The organism is Bacillus sp. XB1 (genome assembly GCF_053557995.1).
Genome location: NZ_JBNRIL010000001.1, coordinates 1,432,274 through 1,449,452, shown reverse-complemented (window position 1 = coordinate 1,449,452; position 17,179 = coordinate 1,432,274). Strand labels below are relative to the sequence as shown.

Annotated in this window: 23 protein-coding genes and 1 pseudogene; 18 read left to right on the top strand and 6 right to left on the bottom strand. The window is 32.9% G+C overall.

The features are described from left to right. Positions 1-46 precede the first annotated feature (46 nt). The 5 genes from rocR to ACK1U5_RS07255 all read left to right on the top strand — a co-directional run bounded on the left by rocR (position 47) and on the right by ACK1U5_RS07255 (position 4,534). Positions 47-1,432, top strand: a complete 1,386-nt coding sequence (rocR, locus tag ACK1U5_RS07275; RefSeq protein WP_011110073.1) for an arginine utilization transcriptional regulator RocR — start codon at positions 47-49, stop codon at positions 1,430-1,432. 210 nt (positions 1,433-1,642) lie between these two features. Then, complete coding sequence (gene kamA / locus ACK1U5_RS07270; protein ID WP_000902142.1) at positions 1,643-3,064, top strand: lysine 2,3-aminomutase; 1,422 nt, start codon at positions 1,643-1,645, stop codon at positions 3,062-3,064. Continuing rightward, positions 3,061-3,333, top strand: a complete 273-nt coding sequence (locus tag ACK1U5_RS07265; protein WP_000995763.1) for a YokU family protein — start codon at positions 3,061-3,063, stop codon at positions 3,331-3,333. The genes kamA and ACK1U5_RS07265 overlap by 4 nt, the downstream gene beginning before the upstream one ends. A 72-nt stretch (positions 3,334-3,405) precedes the next feature. Continuing rightward, the gene (locus ACK1U5_RS07260; protein WP_000750717.1) at positions 3,406-3,621 is read left to right on the top strand and encodes a YozE family protein; all 216 of its coding nucleotides are present in this window, start codon (positions 3,406-3,408) and stop codon (positions 3,619-3,621) included. Between the two features lie 250 nt (positions 3,622-3,871). After that, a complete protein-coding gene (locus ACK1U5_RS07255; protein WP_000101499.1) occupies positions 3,872-4,534 on the top strand; it encodes a hypothetical protein in 663 nt (220 codons plus the stop codon). Positions 4,535-4,538: 4 nt separating this feature from the next. On the opposite strand, the gene ACK1U5_RS07250 is transcribed toward ACK1U5_RS07255, so the two are convergent. Continuing rightward, complete coding sequence (locus ACK1U5_RS07250) at positions 4,539-4,694, bottom strand: DUF3930 family protein (RefSeq protein ID WP_000431486.1); 156 nt, start codon at positions 4,692-4,694, stop codon at positions 4,539-4,541. A gap of 149 nt (positions 4,695-4,843) precedes the next feature. Here ACK1U5_RS07250 and ACK1U5_RS07245 point away from each other — a divergent pair, with 149 nt between their 5' ends. The 5 genes from ACK1U5_RS07245 (at position 4,844) to ACK1U5_RS07225 (ending at position 7,587) form a co-directional block, all read left to right on the top strand. After that, positions 4,844-5,023: a YozD family protein gene (locus ACK1U5_RS07245; RefSeq protein ID WP_000658451.1), complete on the top strand. Its 180-nt coding sequence runs from the start codon at positions 4,844-4,846 to the stop codon at positions 5,021-5,023. A 110-nt stretch (positions 5,024-5,133) separates the two neighbouring features. After that, positions 5,134-5,316, top strand: a complete 183-nt coding sequence (locus ACK1U5_RS07240) for a hypothetical protein (protein ID WP_000473371.1) — start codon at positions 5,134-5,136, stop codon at positions 5,314-5,316. Continuing rightward, a complete protein-coding gene (locus ACK1U5_RS07235) occupies positions 5,316-6,137 on the top strand; it encodes a serine/threonine protein kinase (protein ID WP_000872067.1) in 822 nt (273 codons plus the stop codon). Before ACK1U5_RS07240 ends, ACK1U5_RS07235 begins: the two co-directional genes overlap by 1 nt. Then, positions 6,119-6,874 (top strand): sporulation protein, encoded by a 756-nt coding sequence (locus tag ACK1U5_RS07230; protein WP_000486631.1) that lies wholly within the window; start codon positions 6,119-6,121, stop codon positions 6,872-6,874. Before ACK1U5_RS07235 ends, ACK1U5_RS07230 begins: the two co-directional genes overlap by 19 nt. Before the next feature lie 77 nt (positions 6,875-6,951). Beyond that, complete coding sequence (locus ACK1U5_RS07225) at positions 6,952-7,587, top strand: phosphatase PAP2 family protein (protein WP_000833370.1); 636 nt, start codon at positions 6,952-6,954, stop codon at positions 7,585-7,587. Here ACK1U5_RS07225 and ACK1U5_RS07220 read toward each other — a convergent pair. The 3 genes and pseudogenes from ACK1U5_RS07220 to ACK1U5_RS07210 all read right to left on the bottom strand — a co-directional run. Continuing rightward, positions 7,577-8,458 carry a cation diffusion facilitator family transporter gene (locus ACK1U5_RS07220; RefSeq protein ID WP_000380380.1) on the bottom strand — a complete coding sequence of 294 codons (882 nt, stop codon included), beginning with the start codon at positions 8,456-8,458 and terminating at the stop codon, positions 7,577-7,579. The genes ACK1U5_RS07225 and ACK1U5_RS07220 overlap by 11 nt on opposite strands. A 353-nt stretch (positions 8,459-8,811) precedes the next feature. Further along, on the bottom strand, positions 8,812-9,126 hold the full coding sequence (locus tag ACK1U5_RS07215; RefSeq protein ID WP_000658787.1) for a thioredoxin family protein: 315 nt from the start codon (positions 9,124-9,126) through the stop codon (positions 8,812-8,814). 265 nt (positions 9,127-9,391) lie between these two features. Continuing rightward, positions 9,392-9,541 (bottom strand): annotated as a pseudogene (locus ACK1U5_RS07210) (GNAT family N-acetyltransferase); the annotation flags it as partial. A gap of 208 nt (positions 9,542-9,749) precedes the next feature. On the opposite strand from ACK1U5_RS07210, the gene ACK1U5_RS07205 reads away from it, so the two are divergent. The 3 genes from ACK1U5_RS07205 (at position 9,750) to ACK1U5_RS07195 (ending at position 11,093) form a co-directional block, all read left to right on the top strand. Then, positions 9,750-10,025 (top strand): hypothetical protein, encoded by a 276-nt coding sequence (locus tag ACK1U5_RS07205; RefSeq protein ID WP_000355689.1) that lies wholly within the window; start codon positions 9,750-9,752, stop codon positions 10,023-10,025. A 142-nt stretch (positions 10,026-10,167) separates the two neighbouring features. Next, the gene (locus ACK1U5_RS07200) at positions 10,168-10,419 is read left to right on the top strand and encodes a DUF3947 family protein (RefSeq protein ID WP_000500092.1); all 252 of its coding nucleotides are present in this window, start codon (positions 10,168-10,170) and stop codon (positions 10,417-10,419) included. 137 nt (positions 10,420-10,556) lie between these two features. Next, on the top strand, positions 10,557-11,093 hold the full coding sequence (locus ACK1U5_RS07195; protein WP_002098484.1) for a C1q-like domain-containing protein: 537 nt from the start codon (positions 10,557-10,559) through the stop codon (positions 11,091-11,093). Positions 11,094-11,789: 696 nt separating this feature from the next. Here ACK1U5_RS07195 and ACK1U5_RS07190 read toward each other — a convergent pair. Further along, on the bottom strand, positions 11,790-11,984 hold the full coding sequence (locus ACK1U5_RS07190; RefSeq protein ID WP_000412556.1) for a hypothetical protein: 195 nt from the start codon (positions 11,982-11,984) through the stop codon (positions 11,790-11,792). Between the two features lie 661 nt (positions 11,985-12,645). Between ACK1U5_RS07190 and ACK1U5_RS07185 the strand changes: the two genes are divergently transcribed. The 5 genes from ACK1U5_RS07185 (at position 12,646) to ACK1U5_RS07165 (ending at position 16,620) form a co-directional block, all read left to right on the top strand. Then, positions 12,646-13,650 carry a glycoside hydrolase family 25 protein gene (locus ACK1U5_RS07185; RefSeq protein ID WP_061139330.1) on the top strand — a complete coding sequence of 335 codons (1,005 nt, stop codon included), beginning with the start codon at positions 12,646-12,648 and terminating at the stop codon, positions 13,648-13,650. 192 nt (positions 13,651-13,842) lie between these two features. Further along, positions 13,843-14,694, top strand: coding sequence for a peptidylprolyl isomerase PrsA (locus tag ACK1U5_RS07180; RefSeq protein WP_000727342.1), 852 nt, complete (start codon positions 13,843-13,845; stop codon positions 14,692-14,694). Between the two features lie 403 nt (positions 14,695-15,097). Further along, on the top strand, positions 15,098-15,316 hold the full coding sequence (locus ACK1U5_RS07175; protein WP_000864279.1) for a hypothetical protein: 219 nt from the start codon (positions 15,098-15,100) through the stop codon (positions 15,314-15,316). A gap of 249 nt (positions 15,317-15,565) precedes the next feature. Beyond that, positions 15,566-15,796 carry a hypothetical protein gene (locus ACK1U5_RS07170; protein ID WP_000050517.1) on the top strand — a complete coding sequence of 77 codons (231 nt, stop codon included), beginning with the start codon at positions 15,566-15,568 and terminating at the stop codon, positions 15,794-15,796. Between the two features lie 488 nt (positions 15,797-16,284). After that, entirely contained in the window at positions 16,285-16,620 is a 336-nt protein-coding gene (locus ACK1U5_RS07165) for a YolD-like family protein (RefSeq protein WP_001999741.1), read from the top strand. A gap of 208 nt (positions 16,621-16,828) precedes the next feature. On the opposite strand, the gene gerPF is transcribed toward ACK1U5_RS07165, so the two are convergent. Then, positions 16,829-17,044 (bottom strand): spore germination protein GerPF, encoded by a 216-nt coding sequence (gene gerPF, locus ACK1U5_RS07160; protein WP_001141569.1) that lies wholly within the window; start codon positions 17,042-17,044, stop codon positions 16,829-16,831. Positions 17,045-17,179: the final 135 nt, after the last annotated feature.

The window sequence follows — 17,179 nt, the reverse complement described above, 5'->3', positions numbered from 1 at the left end:
GCCGAAAATCCGGCATGTAATTGCCGGATTTTCGGCAAGAGGGGGGATGACATTGCTAGCAGTTTCGACACAAGAAGTCATTGAAGCGATTTTAGGCAGTATTGATGAGGCTATACACGCTGTAGATGAAAATGGAATTACAATATTTTATAATTCTGTAGCTGCAAAACACGATGGATCCAAGATTGAAAAAGTGTTAGGGAAACATCTGTTAGAAGCGTTCCCGTCTTTATCAAGGGAAACGAGTACATTGATGAAAGTACTAGATACAAAAAAACCTATCGTACATCAGGTACAACATTATCAAAATTTAAATGGTGAAGATGTTTGTACAGTAAATACGACGTTACCTATTTTTATAGATGGGAATATTGCTGGGGCTGTTGAAATTGCAAAGGATTACTCTACAATTCAAAAACTTACTGACACAATTGTTGACTTACAGTCGAAAATAAAGCGATCATCTAGAAAAAAAGTAATTAAAAAGCACGCTGCATTTGAGACGATAGTGACAAATGATACGCGGTTTAAACAGACGAAAGAGTTAGCACAAAAAGTAGCACCAACAGACGCGAATGTTTTAATATATGGTGAAACAGGAACAGGAAAAGAACTGTTCGTACAAGCAATTCATGAAGCTTCTAAAAGAAAAAACAAGCCATTTATTGCACAAAACTGTGCAGCTTTACCAGAGTCGCTATTAGAAAGTTTATTGTTTGGAACGACAAAAGGAAGCTATACGGGAGCGATTGAAAGAGCTGGGCTATTTGAACTTGTTGATGGTGGTACATTATTTTTAGATGAACTGAATTCAATGCCTCTTGATTTGCAGGCAAAAATGTTACGAGTGTTAGAAGATGGAGTCATTAGAAGAATTGGTGATAATAAGACGAGAAAAGTAGATGTTCGTGTTATTACCGCAATGAACCAGCCTCCAGAAATATGTTTACGAGAGAATAAAATTCGCACTGATTTATATTATCGCTTAAACGTATTTTCATTATATATCCCACCGCTTCGTGAAAGAACTGAGGATGTACTATTATTAGCATCTTATTTTTTGAAAGAATATAATAAAAGTTATAAAAAAGGTGTACTTCAAATTGATGAGGAAGCGAAAGATAGACTGCAAGCTTATCAGTGGCCTGGAAATGTCCGGGAGTTAAAACATACGATTGAACATGCTGTTATTATTGCAGAAGGGAATACATTAACAGCCAATTGTTTACCACGTACATTTCGGAAAGAGAAGTTTTCGAAGAAGAAGGGTATAATGCCACTTAGAGAAGCACTTCATCAAACAGAAAAAGAATTAATAGATCAAGCGTTGATTGAAACGGAAGGGAATATATTACAAGCCGCAAAAATGTTGGGTATCCCTCGTCAAACGCTTCAATATAAACTGAGCAAGTACGACAAAACCGCCGAATAATCGGCGGTTTTTGTGTGTTTGCACGAATAAAAGAGCGTTTACATATATAAAAAGTAATGAATATGATGTTAAGTATTGATTTCATACAACGCTTAAAAATATTTTTTTGCTTATGTAATAGGGTTCTCCGCACATTTACTTATCAACAATGTAAAGTTGGCATAACTATTGCTTATATAAAGGATGAGCGTATAAAAAGGGGGAATAGCAATGTTACATGATGTATACAAACCAAATCGTCACTGGAAGGATATCGAATTATGGAAAGATGTTACTGAAGAGCAATGGAATGATTGGGTTTGGCAATTAACGAATACGATCAAAACGTTAGATGACTTAAGAAAAGTGATTAACTTAACACCTGAAGAAGAAGAGGGCGTTAAAATTTCAACGAAAACGATCCCGTTAAACATTACACCGTACTATGCTTGGCTAATGAATCCTGATGATCCACGCTGTCCGATTCGGATGCAATCAGTACCGATTTCGGAAGAGTTATATAAAACAAAATATGATTTAGAAGACCCACTTCACGAAGACGAAGATTCACCAGTTCCAGGGCTAACACATCGTTATCCGGACCGTGTACTATTCTTAGTAACAAATCAATGTTCTATGTATTGTCGTTACTGTACACGTCGTCGTTTTAGTGGACAAATTGGAATGGGTGTACCGAAGAAACAATTAGATGATGCAATTGCTTATATTCGTGAAACGCCACAAGTACGAGATGTATTAATCTCCGGTGGTGACGGACTTCTAATTAACGATAAAATTTTAGAATATGTATTAAAAAATTTACGAGAGATTCCGCATGTTGAGATTATTCGTATCGGAACGAGAGCACCAGTAGTATTCCCACAACGTATTACAGAAAACTTATGTAACATTATTAAAAAATACCATCCAGTATGGTTAAATACACATTTCAATACATCTATTGAAATTACTGAAGAATCGAAAAAGGCATGTGAAATGTTAGCGAATGCTGGTGTTCCAGTCGGAAACCAAGCAGTAATTTTAGCTGGTATTAACGACAGCGTTCCAATTATGAAAAAACTTATGCATGACTTAGTAAAAATCCGTGTACGTCCATACTACATTTATCAATGTGACTTATCTGAAGGTATCGGTCACTTCCGTGCACCAGTATCTAAAGGTCTTGAAATTATTGAAGGTTTACGTGGACACACATCTGGTTATGCTGTTCCGACATTCGTTGTTGATGCGCCAGGCGGAGGCGGTAAAATTGCACTTCAACCAAACTATTTAATCTCACAAAGTGCAGATAAAGTTGTACTTCGTAACTTTGAAGGTGTTATTACAACGTATCCAGAGCCAGAGAGCTATATTCCAGGAAGAGCGGAAGGATACTTTAAAGAGATTTATCCGAACTACGAAGAAAAACGTTCAGATGTTGGTATCGCAGGTCTTATGAGCGATAAGAAATTTAACCTCGTTCCAGACGACTTACAGCGTATGAACCGTCGTAAAGACTACGAAGATAATGATACGCATGCATCTTTAAAAGATAAACGTGATAAGCGCGATCAATTAAAAGATAAAAAATATCAAGCACAAATGGCTAAGTTAGAAGAAAACGACAAAAAAACTGAGGGTGATGCAGTATGAATTGTATGTGGTGTGACAGTACAGAAGCGAAAGAAAGCTTGAATACTGTATATTGGGAATTACCAGATGGTACGAAAGCCATTGAAATCCAAGAGACACCATGTATTTCTTGTTCCTCGTGCGGGATGGACTATCAATCAGACCATACAGTAAAAGAAATTGAAGATCAATTATTCTTAATTTACACGAAAGATTTACCAAAACAACTAACATATGAAGAATTAATGGGAAGACCGCGTCTATTAAAAAGAAATTATTTCGACTTTTAACCAGCTTTTATGCTGGTTTTTTTCTTTTTTGCCTTGTATAATGTACCCAAGTTAGAAAGGTAGGGAATATTTTTGAAAAAGACATTTTACCATTATATGATGAAGCATCGTGCAGCTTTATTTAGAAATGAAATTTCAGATTTAGCAGAGGCGATGTATGATGATTTAAGTTTTCCGAAGCAATCTGAAGACTATGATGAAATTAGTTCATACTTAGAGTTGAGCGGAATGCTAGAAAGTATGTCTATATTTGATGAAGCCTGGGATTTATACATACAAGATAGATAAAAACTATTTGAAAACATACAGAATACATTACTTTGTTTAAAGTGAAGTATTCTGTATGTTTTTTTATTATGAAATTTGTTGATTTGAAGCTAGTCTAGTTACTAGCTTTTGTTTGAGTGTAATGTAAATTTTATAAGATTATATTTTTTATTGAAAAAATTTATGAATATAAGCTTCTGTGATAAGCGTTTTTATGTAGGTTGCATATACTGATATCAAAATCACGACGTCAAAAAAAGGAGAGATAGAGATGGCAAGAAAAAAACAACCTAAATACAACGTAGGGGACATAGTCGTGATTACGCTATATGGAACCGTTGGGAAAATCACAAATATGAAGGTTTTAGATGGAGTTTATGTATACGAAGTCAATAATCACGATGGATTTTACGTAGAGCAAACATTGCAGCACGTTACAGAGCAAGATATGAAAAAGGGCGATACGGAGTGGATTGAATTAAATTATAATTTCACGTTTGGTGATCTTGTGCAAGTAACTGGATATGATAAAGATGTTTTCCGTATTGTTGGTTTTCGTACAGAAGTATGGAGATATAAGAATGACGCATGGGAAGATACAATTTATGAATTGTCACGGATTACGGATGGTGAATGGTTAGAAGCGGATGAATCAGATTTAACGTTACTCGCCAATGCTCAAACGGCAAATGCAATTTTGAAGAAAATGAAACAAGATAAAGCAGGTATGAATAAATTGGATTTAGGTAAGTTAAAGTCAATTAACAACTCGAAAAAAGTGAGTGTTAAGACGAATCGTCAAGAAATCATTGATGGATTACTTGATATTTATAACGATTATCAATTATTGTTCGATACATTTAAAGATGAAGAATATAAAATTGTAATGGATGTTGTTCATAATTATTTAGTTAAATTGACAGAGAAAAAATAGTTAACTAGAAAGAGAGAATAAATTGAACAACAACATATGCAGTATAAGGTATGCCTACAACTATTAAAAAAATAAAAAGCCACTTTATAAGAGAGTCTGCCCATTGATCTTCATGCATGAACTCTTCTTTTGTTTGTCCTACTTCATATTGATTTTCCATTATTATTTCCCCCTTTGAATAGCTTGTACTACAATCGTATGCATCTCGTCCAAAGCTTATGACCTATAAAAAAATAAAATCTATTTTTCTAATCTCATATACATAATTTTGAGATTTTTTCATAAAACAGAAATAAAGGAGTGATGCTCATGAAGGAAATTGAAGTCGTGATTGATACGGAAGAGATTGCGGAGTTTTTTTATGAGCAACTAATTGAAAGAGGGTACGTCCCAAAACGAGAAGAAATTGAAGATCTCGCAGATATTACATTTGAGTATTTATTAGAGAAATGCATGATTGATGAAGTTTTTGATGAAGAGGATGAATGAAAGTAACGACGGGCATAACTCGTCGTTTTTTACTCTTTACAAACCTGTCACAAATATAGTCAATAATTATTGATATAATGAAAAGGAAATTTTACTCAAGAGGTGAAGGAATGTTCAAAAAAATTATTGATTCTTTATTAGGAAAGAAAAAATATCGTTCGTATTCAAGTAGTGATTATCGTCGTAGAGGGCGCTCGTATTCAAGTAGCGATTATAAACGACGTTCATCTGGTTATGGACATCAACATTATAAAAGAAAACGTAAAAGCCGTAGCTTCTTTTCAAGTAGCTGATGAAATGGCGTCGTGTACTAGCATTATTTGATAGACCACTGCGAAAAAATACAATTGTTGCAGAGCGTTATAAAATTGAATCAGTAATTGGAATGGGCAGTTATGGGGTTACATATGTCGTTAATGATTTACAAATAAATAGATATAAAGTCTTAAAACAATTAAGACAAAGTAAACAAAGATATGAGTCTGGTAGAAAATCATTTGAACAAGAGAAAATGATTTTACAAACATTAAATTATCATGCAATTCCTAGTCTATATGATCATTTCATATGGGAGAAAAAGAGCTTCTTTGTGATGGAGTACATGCCTGGTAAAAATTTTGAAGATTATATTTTCATAGATGGGTATGTATATACAGAACGTGAAGTTTTTGAGATTTTATATGAAATATTAGAAATTGTATCGGTGTTTCATAGTGAAGGCATTATTCACCGAGATTTACGCATTCCAAACATATTAATGAAAGAAAATCAAATTAGTATTATTGATTTTGGATTAGCTAAATGGAAAGGTGAGGATGATGAGCGAGCTACAACTTACGAAGGTGAACAAGCTTTGATGCGAGAAGTTCAATTTCGTAGCGACTTTTATGCGCTCGGTCATTTCTCATTATTTTTATTATATGCAGGATATGAATCTAATGAAAAACAGGAAAAACCATGGTACGAAGAATTAACTTTGGAAAATTATAATCGCGAAATGCTTATGCGAATGTTACAAATAAAAACGCCGTACTATGAGAATGTACAAGATTTAAAACAAGATGTAGCTTCTGCTTTAGAAAGGATGGAGACTCCATGTTTCAAAAGTTTTTAGCAAGCGTTGGTATTGGAAGTGCAAAGGTAGATACTGTTCTTGAAAAAGATGAGTATATTGTTGGGGAAGAAATAGTTGGAAAGGTTCATATAACTGGAGGTTCAGTTAGCCAACAAATTGAAAGCATTTACTTAACATTATCGACGTCGTATGTACGAGAAGTGGATGATAAAAAAGTAACAGCAACATATGATTTAGAGCGAGTACGCTTAACCGAACCTTTTTCTGTAGAACCAAATGAAACAGTTGACATTCCATTTTCTTTTCCAATGCCAATTGAAGCACCACTTACACTTGGTATGAAAACGGTTTGGATTCATACAGGTCTTGATATTAAACGTAGTATAGACCCAAGTGACCGCGACTACGTTCAAGTGTTACCTAATGCATTATTAAGTAGTGTTTTAGATAGTGTAAATGAATTAGGGTTTAAAGCACGTCATATAGAATGTGAAGAATTACCGCATCGATTACGTAAACAAGTTCCATTCGCACAAGAATTTGAGTTTATTCCGGTTTCTGGAGAGTACTACGGCAGATTAGATGAATTAGAATTATTAATTTTGCCACGTGCATACGACCGATTAGAAATAATTATGGAAGTAGATAGAAAATCACGTGGATTAGCTGGTTTATTCGCTGAGGCACTTGATCTTGATGAGAAGGTTATTCGCTTCACTGTAACAAGAGAAGATATCCCTGAGATGAAGCAAAAAATTAATAATTATATTTTTTAATAAACTATGCATAAAAAAGAAATGGAGAGGAAAACTAAAACAACCGCTCCATTTTTTTGCATAGTGAGGTTATGTATGTGAAACGATATCGACATTTATACTTGCTAAGTTTTACGTTACTCATTTGTTTTGTCGTATTATCACTTTCGTATCATACCGCTTGTATTGAGAACTTTGACAATATAGTCGCACATTTTATTCAAAGCTTTCGAAACGATTATTTGACGACCTATTTTACTTGGGTGTCTTTTATCGGTTCCAAAAGAATATATTTTCCATTACTCATTATTCTTGTAATGTATTTTCTCGTTAGAAAAAAGTTGCTTAGTGCGTTACTTCTAACAATTAATTACTACGGATCTCGTTATTTAAACAGTATGCTTAAACTATGGTACGAACGAGCAAGACCTGATGTCACGCAGCTTGTTACTGCAACTGGATATAGTTTTCCGAGCGGTCATACGATGAATGCTACTGCTTTTTTAGGATTTATTGCATACGTCACAATTACTGAAGAGCGTATTTCGTTGCATAAAAAATTGTTAATTATTCTTATAGCAAGCTTTGTTGTATTATCTATTTCAGTTAGCCGAATATATCTTGGCGTGCACTATCCATCTGACATATTAGCAGGATGGGCAGCTGGTGGTAGCTGGCTCGTTTTATGTGTTATATTCCATAAAACGTTCATAAAAAAAGAACCTATGTCATAATAGGTTCTTTTTTCATTGGCTCAACATGAATGTGTGCATGGTAAATTCCAAACTTTTTGCGAAGCATAGCTTCGATGTTGTCGGTAATACAGTGACTTTCTCCAACATCCATGCGAGCATCTACTTCAATTGTAATATCAACGTACGTTTGATTCCCATACATACGTGCTCTAATATCTACAATGTTTTCCACACCGCCAATATGCTCAATAGCATCAGCGTATTCTTCCATTTTATCAGGATCAATTCCATCTGTAAGCATATGAGAAGATTCTACGAAAATCTCCCATGCAGTTTTACAAATAATAAGACCGACAATTAAAGCGGCAATAGGGTCTAAAATAGGCATTTGGAACTGAGAACCGACAATACCTACTACGGTACCAATACTTACGAGTGCATCTGATAAATTATCCTTTGCAGCGGCTTCTAATGATTTACTTTTTGTTCGTGCTGCAATTTTTTTCGTATACAAATACACGCAGTACATAACGACAGCAGAAAATAAAGCAACCCATGCAGCGAGTATATTAGGCGCTGCTTGTTTCGGATTTAAGAAAGATTGAATGGCACTAATAACAACTTCTAATCCGACTGTTGCCATAATGAAGGACGCAACAAGTGATGCGATTTGTTCGGCCCGCGAATGCCCATACGGATGATCTGGGTCACGAGGTTTACGAGATATTTTTAGACCAATTAATATCGCTAAAGAAGCACCGATATCCGTTAAGTTATTTAAACCGTCAGCACGTAATGCGCTAGAGAGGGTAATATAACTGATGATGATTTTCATAGAGGATAAAAATATGTAGGCCATAATGCTGACAATAGCGCCTTTATCAGCTTCTTTATGAGAAAGAGTATCCATTTTAATCACTCACCTTTCTTTAAAGGAATTTCTTTCTATAAATAGAGTATCAAACGAAAGTCGTGTGGGTCTATACAAACATTGTTGACGTTTTATAGCTTTTTAAGAAGGGGATAACAAAGTTTCGTGAAGGAAAAATATGTTGAAAAGTACAAAGTCAGGGTGTAAACCTAATTAGAGTCTATTTACTAAAGAGATAGGAGGGGAGATGGATCAAGAAACGAATACTTTTCTTACTACATATTATTCTTATCATGACAAGGTGTAATTCATTAAACGAGGAAAAACGTCAAAAGATAATTATGAAAACAGATGAAAGCCCTCTGGAAAATATTTTCCAGAGGGCTTTCATCTTAGTATGCTTCTAAAAACTCAGTAACTTGCTCTTCTGTTTTTGCGTTAGCACTATGTAAGTGGCCTAGCTTCTCACCGTTTTGGTATACAAGTAAACTTGGAATACCCATGACTTGATACTCTTCAGCGATACTTGGAAACTCATCTTTATTAATAGAATACCATTCAAATTTATTGAACTCTTCCATTACATCTCCGATAAAGTTGTCCATACGTACGCAATCTGGGCACCATGTAGTAAAGAACTTAACAACTACTGGCTCCTCGCTTGCGATGATGTCTTTGAATTCTTGTTCTGTTTTAATTTCTTTCATAAGTAAAACTCCTTTCAATATCACACGAATTTATATGCAAAATTCGCATTTGCAAACATGTTGCAAACTTATTATTTGTTTTTTAGTTTTGTAGTTCGTTCACACTTATAAAATTGTATGTAACATGGCTACGCTACTAAGTGTGAAAATAACGGAACCTCACTTTTCTTTATAAGCTTTTTCCAGGATTGTGTCAAACTTTTGAATTTTATACAGAAATTAAAGAAGCCGACACTTTGATTAAGTATGGGCAGAGTGACTAAAATTAATCGCTTATTAATTTCGAATAAATATTTAAATCGATAAGCTTTCCAGCTGATTTTTCGCTTTTTCTCAGAGTACCTTCAAAAGTAAAGTTTAATTTTTCTAATACTTTTATGGAATTTACATTTGCTGGTTCAACTTTTACAAAAATTGAATCAGGTTAGAAATTATATGGTTGTAATGGGAATTGAGGGATATGAATAAAAAAATTGTATCCCGCATTAACGGGCAGTAAGACCCCCACTGATTAAAGTTTCACTTTATTAGGGATTTGCCTTAAACATTTATTACAGTCAAGAATATTTATAATAATATGAACTAAAAAAGGTCCAATTTTTGTAATGTTGGAGGGGATTATTGTGGACATAACTCAAAGCGTGGCAAGAATAGTGGTTAATGGGAAAGACCTTTCTTTCACTTCAGTTCAAACCTCTGCATGGAATCATGGACCTGTAAATGATTTAATCATTACGACGAATCAGAGGGTGAATGAGCTTTTTCAATTCATGTGGTCACAAGTACCGGTTACGATGTCGATATATTTTCTTCAAGGGGCGGATTTACTTAGGTTCGTTAGGGTTGCTGGAATCGATGAGCGTGTAACAGGAGAATATGTATATCATTTCATTTGGTAATAAGAAGAATTCAAAGTAGTCTAGCAGCTACTGTTTTATTTTGTCATTTGAATATAAGCGAGCGGACTAGCTTATAGTACCTACTGAAATAAAGAATCATAATATAATTTGTAATAAATTATACGGAAGTGAGTTGAAGATCATGTTTTATTCATATTTTAATTCTGAAGCTGGCATGCGACCAGCGTATGGTACGTCTATAACATATAGTGGAGCACAAAGTACAGTCCAAGCTATTCAACAAGCATTGCAAATGCAACAACAAATGCAAATGCAGCAGCAAGGAGTACAACCATATTACTCATCCGTAGAGTATTTTTACCCAGTACATCATGTTACACCGTACGGAAGTTCTTTTCTTACTATTCCATATGGAACTATATACAACTTATAACTAGTAAGGAATGAAGTGGTGTATATAAATAAGGGTGCAGATTAATAGCGCCCTTATGAATAATAAAAATAGCTAGTCCAAACCGTATAAATCAATCTTACATAATATGTAGTAATAAGTTTGAAAGGGGAATTAGTATGTCTTGTTATTACTACTGTAAGTATTGTCAGGAGTATAAAGATAAGCATCATGATTGTTGTAAGAACACTAGTAAGTGTCATGATAACAAGGACAATCTTGTTAGAGCATCGGCATTTAGAGCTAGAAATACTGTGAATCAAAATGTTCCTGCTAATACTTTTGTGAAAGTGTTATTTCAAAATGAACAATTTGATTTAGCGAATGAGTATAATCCAGCAACATCTATTTTTATGCCGAAGACTAAAGGTGTATATTCTGTTATTGGAACAATTGGTTTCTTTCCAAACGATCCAACTTTAAATTATAGAGCGCGTGTAGAAATTCGTGTGAATGGAAACGCAGCGATAGCTATAGATAATGACTTTTTTGGTCCAATAAGTTTTGGAAATGTCGTAAGTGTTTCGACGATTGTTCAATTGAATGCAGGGGATGAAGTTGAGATTTATGCACAAAGTAGTATAGATGGGGTTTTAAGTCCTTTAGAAGATGGGGCACATTTTGAAGCGGCAAGATTTCCTTCTCCAACTAAATAAAACTGATCATTAAATGTTTTTTAGTAGGTTTAGTTAATCCCCTTACCAAATGGTGGGGGATTATTATTGTTTTTCTAGGATATATATAAGTAAATAGGTAAAGTGTAGTTTAATTTGTAGGGGCTTCAACCTTCTTCAGATAATGAACAAAATAATATGCAAATAAGTAACATGCTTGTGAAAACTCATTGTTAGTAAGTTTACTAGTTTTCTTATTGAACAGAAAGACGGAATACATAAAAGATCGTATCATTACGTTTTTTCTTTACTATATAGAAATTACATATTGAACACAGCTTTGTATAGGTAATGCTAATACACTGAAAAGAATAACATAAAGGCGATTACACTATATAAAAACAAAATCAATCCTAAGATGAGTAGTATCGGATGCAGCTTGAACATATTTGACCTCCTTGAGTATATAAAGAATTTTAATATATTGTTGGTCAATTTAGAAGGGGGACGGTTATATAAAAAAAGAGCATACATAATAAGTACGCTCCAAAGAAAGATAGGTTTTATGAGTGGATAATCTCCATACGATAATATATGTTCTTTTAATAAAAACGTGTAAAAAATCAATGAATTATCAATGGAATATCATAAAATGAGTAATTTTAGTCTAGGAATGCAGTTATTTTCTTTCTCAGTTATTTTAGGTAACAAAGTTGTGAAAATCGTGCATTATGCGGACTAACAACGGGATAACGATCGTACTTCAGTTACATATTTCTTAAAGTCTGGATATTGCGTGATAGTTTGACATTTGGGGGCGCATAGTTGATTAATTATAGACACATTTGTAATTACTTCGTTACAAGGACCGAAAAATGTAACTTTTAGTTTTGAATTTGGTGGGATTTTGAACACGATAGGTTTTTTTTCCATGAAATCAGCTCCTAATATTGAGTATTATAATTTAAAGGATATAGAGTCGTATTAGTATAATATGAAATTTCAGTGGATTTGCTTATAATAAAGAATTTCATAGTAGTAAAAGTGCTTAAAGATGTAAAGGGGAAATTGAGAATATGAAATAAAATGTTTAATTAATATAACTAATGCATTTTTTAGTTTGTTACATATTATGTTAGTAAGAATGGTATAAGGAGGTAGTATAAAATATTGGAAGAAAATGTACAAGCTCAGCTTTCGCCACCGTGGATCACATATTTTAATGAATTAAAAAATTCAACATTTGACTTAATAATATATAGAAAATGAGTAGTGATTTTTATTAACTGAAAGGGAATTGATACTGGAAGTTTTAAGTTAATAATATAAGAGGATTTTTTCTAATATCTATAAAAATGTTCAATACCTAAATTGATAGGATGAGACTACATAACAAATAGTAAGGTATATTTCGAATATGAGAATATTTTTTGTGACATACATGTTAAAGCTAATAGAAATATTTCTGAAAGAGAATATATTTTGAAAAACAGTAAAGATTCTTTTTACTTATATTATAGATAGCTAGTTTTAGAGAGCTGAGGCTTACAATAAAACTAGCTATGAATAGGACATTCAAAAGGAGTTGGAATGTATGGGGTATATTGTAGACATTTCAAAATGGAATGGAACTATCAATTGGGATATTGCAGCATCTCAGCTAGATTTAGTGATTGCTAGAGTTCAAGATGGCTCTAATACGGTGGATTTTATGTATCAAAATTATGTTAGTGAAATGAAAAAGCATAGTATCCCATTCGGTAATTATGCTTTTTGCCGTTTTATATCTATTGCTGATGCAAAGAAAGAGGCACAAGATTTTTGGAATCGTGGTGATCAATCTGCTAAGTTTTGGGTAGCGGACGTAGAAGTTCAAACGATGGTAGATATGCAAGGTGGGACACAGGCATTTATTGATGAATTACGCCGTTTAGGTGCGGGAAAAGTAGGATTATATGTAGGGCATCACACGTATCTATCATTTGGAGCACGTAATATTGAAGTTGATTTCGTATGGATCCCTCGTTATGGAGGGAATAAGCCAGCATATCCATGCGATATGTGGCAATATACGGATTCAGGGAATGTTCCTGGGATTGGGAAATGTGATCTGAATCGATTAGTAGGAAATAAGTCACTTTCTTGGTTTATAAATTCGAACAAAGCAAATCAATCTAACATAGTGTATACACAGCAACCGAATGGCATTGGTATTGCAGTTTCGAAATATCCTGATGGATATGGAATAAATTTATATGAAAACCCCATGAATCCTCAATTTACAGGTACACTCACTCAAAAAATTCCATATTTAATCTTAGCAGGTTATTGGGGAGGCGGTGAGCAAGATATGATTTGTTTAGGGAACGATAAGCAGTGGGTATATTTAAACCATTTTAATGTGAAATGGTTTTATGCAACTTCAAAATATCCTGTCGGTTACGGAGTAAATTATTATGAAGAGCCTGAATGTATGAATTATAAAGGAAACATAGATGGATCGACATCTTTTCGAGTGTGGGGTAGAGTGGGAAATGCGGTAGATATCGGACAGAATAGTTGGATACCTGAAAAACATGTAATTATTAAGCAACTATAGAAGCTATATTTTTTTGAGAATTATATAAAGAGCCTTCTTACTATGCATAGTAAGAAGGCTCTTTATATTTAAAAATGAAAATACATGATACATAGTCAACTCATATGAAATGAATTACATGTAGAAAACACACTGTTTTCACAATGACTGTGTATAGTTAATTTGCATAATGATAAAAGTGAGGTATTTGAATTGAAAAAGAAGAAAATATTTATTGGAACAATTATTTCATGCATGATGCTAGCATTATCTGCATGTGGTTCCTCAGACAACGTAGTAACATCAAAAGTAGGAAATGTTACAGAGAAAGAATTAAGTAAAGAATTACGACAACAATATGGAGAAAGTACTTTATATCAAATGATGTTAAGTAAGGCATTGCTAGATAAATATAAAGTTTCAGATGAGGAAGCAAAAAAGAAAGTAGAAGAAGCAAAAGATAAAATGGGTGAAAACTTTAAATCGACTTTAGAACAACTTGGGTTGAAAAATGAAGATGAATTAAAAGAAAAAATGAAGCCAGAAATTGCATTTGAGAAAGCAATTAAAGCAACAGTTACAGATAAAGATGTGAAAGATAACTATAAACCAGAAATGAAAGTAAGTCACATTTTAGTGAAAGATGAAAAAACGGCTAAAGAAATAAAGGAGAAAGTAAATAATGGTGAAGATTTTGCTGCCTTAGCAAAACAGTATTCAGAAGATACTGGTTCAAAGGAACAGGGCGGGGAAATATCTGGTTTTGCCCCTGGACAAACAGTGAAAGAATTTGAGGAAGCTGCGTATAAATTAGATGCAGGCCAAGTAAGTGAGCCGGTTAAAACAACTTACGGTTACCATATTATTAAAGTGACGGATAAAAAAGAATTGAAGCCATTTGATGAAGTAAAGGATAAAATTCGTAAAGATATAGAACAACAAAGACTACAAGATACGACAGGTAAATGGAAACAACAAGTAGTCAATGATTTATTGAAAGATGCTGATATTAAAGTGAATAATAAAGAATTTAAAGATACATTTAAATTTCTAGAAAAGAAATAATGACTGTAATCATAATTAGAAAAGGGAACTCATATAGAGTTCCCTTTTCTAATTAGTGTGTGAGTTATAAATAGATAGTAAGACAATACAATATTACATTTAAATATTAAGAATTACAATGGAAAATTATGGATTATAATTATTTCAACGAAAGTGGATATTCTACGGTTTTCATTATGCAAGTTTATTACATATATTTACTCTTTAATAATGGATATCGAACATAATTTAAAAAATAATACATATAATGTCTTTGAATAAATATTTAACATGGATAATTAGTAAAAAGCTGAGCATTCGATTGGAAAGGATGTTCTTTTTTATATGAAAATTTTAGGATAAAGAATGAATCGTTTTAAACGCGTCATTTACCACATCAATAAATTAAGGTGGTGGAGAATATATGAAAGTAATCTTTCAAGGAGAGGGCGGCGCGAAAATTTTTGAGTCATATGATGAAAATGTAAGTGATTTATTAGCTATATTAAAAGAAACGAAAGGGATTAAAATCGGGATGGTTGAGTATAAAGTGTTAAAGTACGAACTTAATTATTTTCGTCATCCGAAAAAAGCGGATACAGAGAGAGAGTTACATATAATAGTACAACCTAAGTATATGTAATAAAATATAATAATAAAAATCATTGATTCAGTTTTGTAAAGTTCCATGGAGTATGTAAGAAAAGAGAGTGTTGTAAATGCTCTCTTTTCTTATGCTTTGTGAGTTCGTTCATCATAGTATATGTTTTCAGTTATAGATGGTTAATAAACGATAAAAATTTAAAACTTTTTCGTTTAGGCAGGGATTTTATATTTAAGTAAATAAATATACTATGAAGTATTTTTTATACGAATACTGGAGGAGTATAAAATGAGTTTAGCAAGTTACATAGGCTGTAATGTAGAAATTCCGTTAACGGATCCGGATTCTAATAATCTAATTGTTTTTGGACCGTGTTTTTCAGATGAAAGTATGCTTGAAATTGTACAAGATTATCAATTCCAAACAAATTACACATATGAGGTTTCAACTAGTTGGGGAATTGAACTTGTCGAGTGGCAAAATGTAAAGGAAAAAAAGAAGCGAAAGAAAAACTTTTAACTTTATGGAAGGTTATTTGGAAGATAGAGACTATTTCGAATTATTTAGTTGTTGGGTTGGTGATGAAGATAAGGAACGAGTAGGGGAATTGAACTTAAAAATAAATCATTTTAATATAGATGAATTATGTATTCCAGAAAGAACATTAGTTAGGATAGAAAAATAAGCTTTGAAATATTTTTTAGAAAAAGGCGATTTCACTTTGGGTGAAGTCGCCTTTTAGTTGTTATATGCATGTTATATAAGAAATGAGAAGTTTATTTGATAAAGGAAAAAAGTATGGAGATAAATAAAATTATGTTTTTTGTTAAGAAATAATAAGTATGGCTCTTCTCAAAAGAACGTAAGTTCGTGTATAATAGGAACGAATGTTCTTTTAAGAAGTAACCTAATTATAGTTTAGAAGTAAATCCGAGTTTAGTGAGTATTAAAAATAACTAAGGGATAGTATGGCTAAATAAATGTATAAATGATCAAGGAGATAAAAAATGAACGATGTAAAGATACAAAAAGAAGAAAGAGAGTGGGTTCCGTTTACAGTAATGTCCGAACAACTTTTAAATATGAGAAAGATTATTGGAGAGAAATTAAAAGTACAAAAACCGCTTTTAACAAATGAAGCAAAAGAGAGAATTTCTGATAAATTATTAACGTCATTATTGTCTGAGAAAGAAATATTGGTAACATATTTTGAAGATGGTTACATACTAACAAGCTACATGACTGTTGTACATATCAATCCGGTAAAACAAATTGTAATTTGTACAGACGCCTTTTATAAAACTTACGTATTTAACGCTATGGATATTATTGAAATAACGTAAAAGAAGCTGAATATTAAATGGCAGCTTCTTTTATTTCTGATTTATGAGACAAATAATACATGAAAAAGCAGCTAGCTTCGTGCTAGCTGCTGAGCCCCAGGGAAAGGGAGAAAAAGATAGGGTACTCCAAAATCAACAAGAGCTGTCAAACAGCCTGATTATAGTATAGACAAATTAAAATTTTCTATACAGAAAGTTGAACATAAGATTAGGCTGTACCCACTTGGTTTTGATCTGCAAGGTCAGAATCAAATGTATTGGTCGCGCTAACACCGCTAAAAGTATTAACAACAAAACCAACGTTTGATGCGCCGGAACCATTATAAGCTTTCGTATTTTCTTTCGGAGATACGTTGTAGAAATCACCTAAGTTAAATGATCCATTGCTATTTTGTACAACTAAATTTCCTACAACTGATGGCATAATTTTCACCTGCTTTATAATAAGTTGTTAACATTACTATATGGAGTTATAGTCCAGATGGTTCATACAATAAAAATTGTGGAATAGTAAAACGTTTGGAGCGTGGATTTCAATAAAAGTGTGTTAAAATTAATA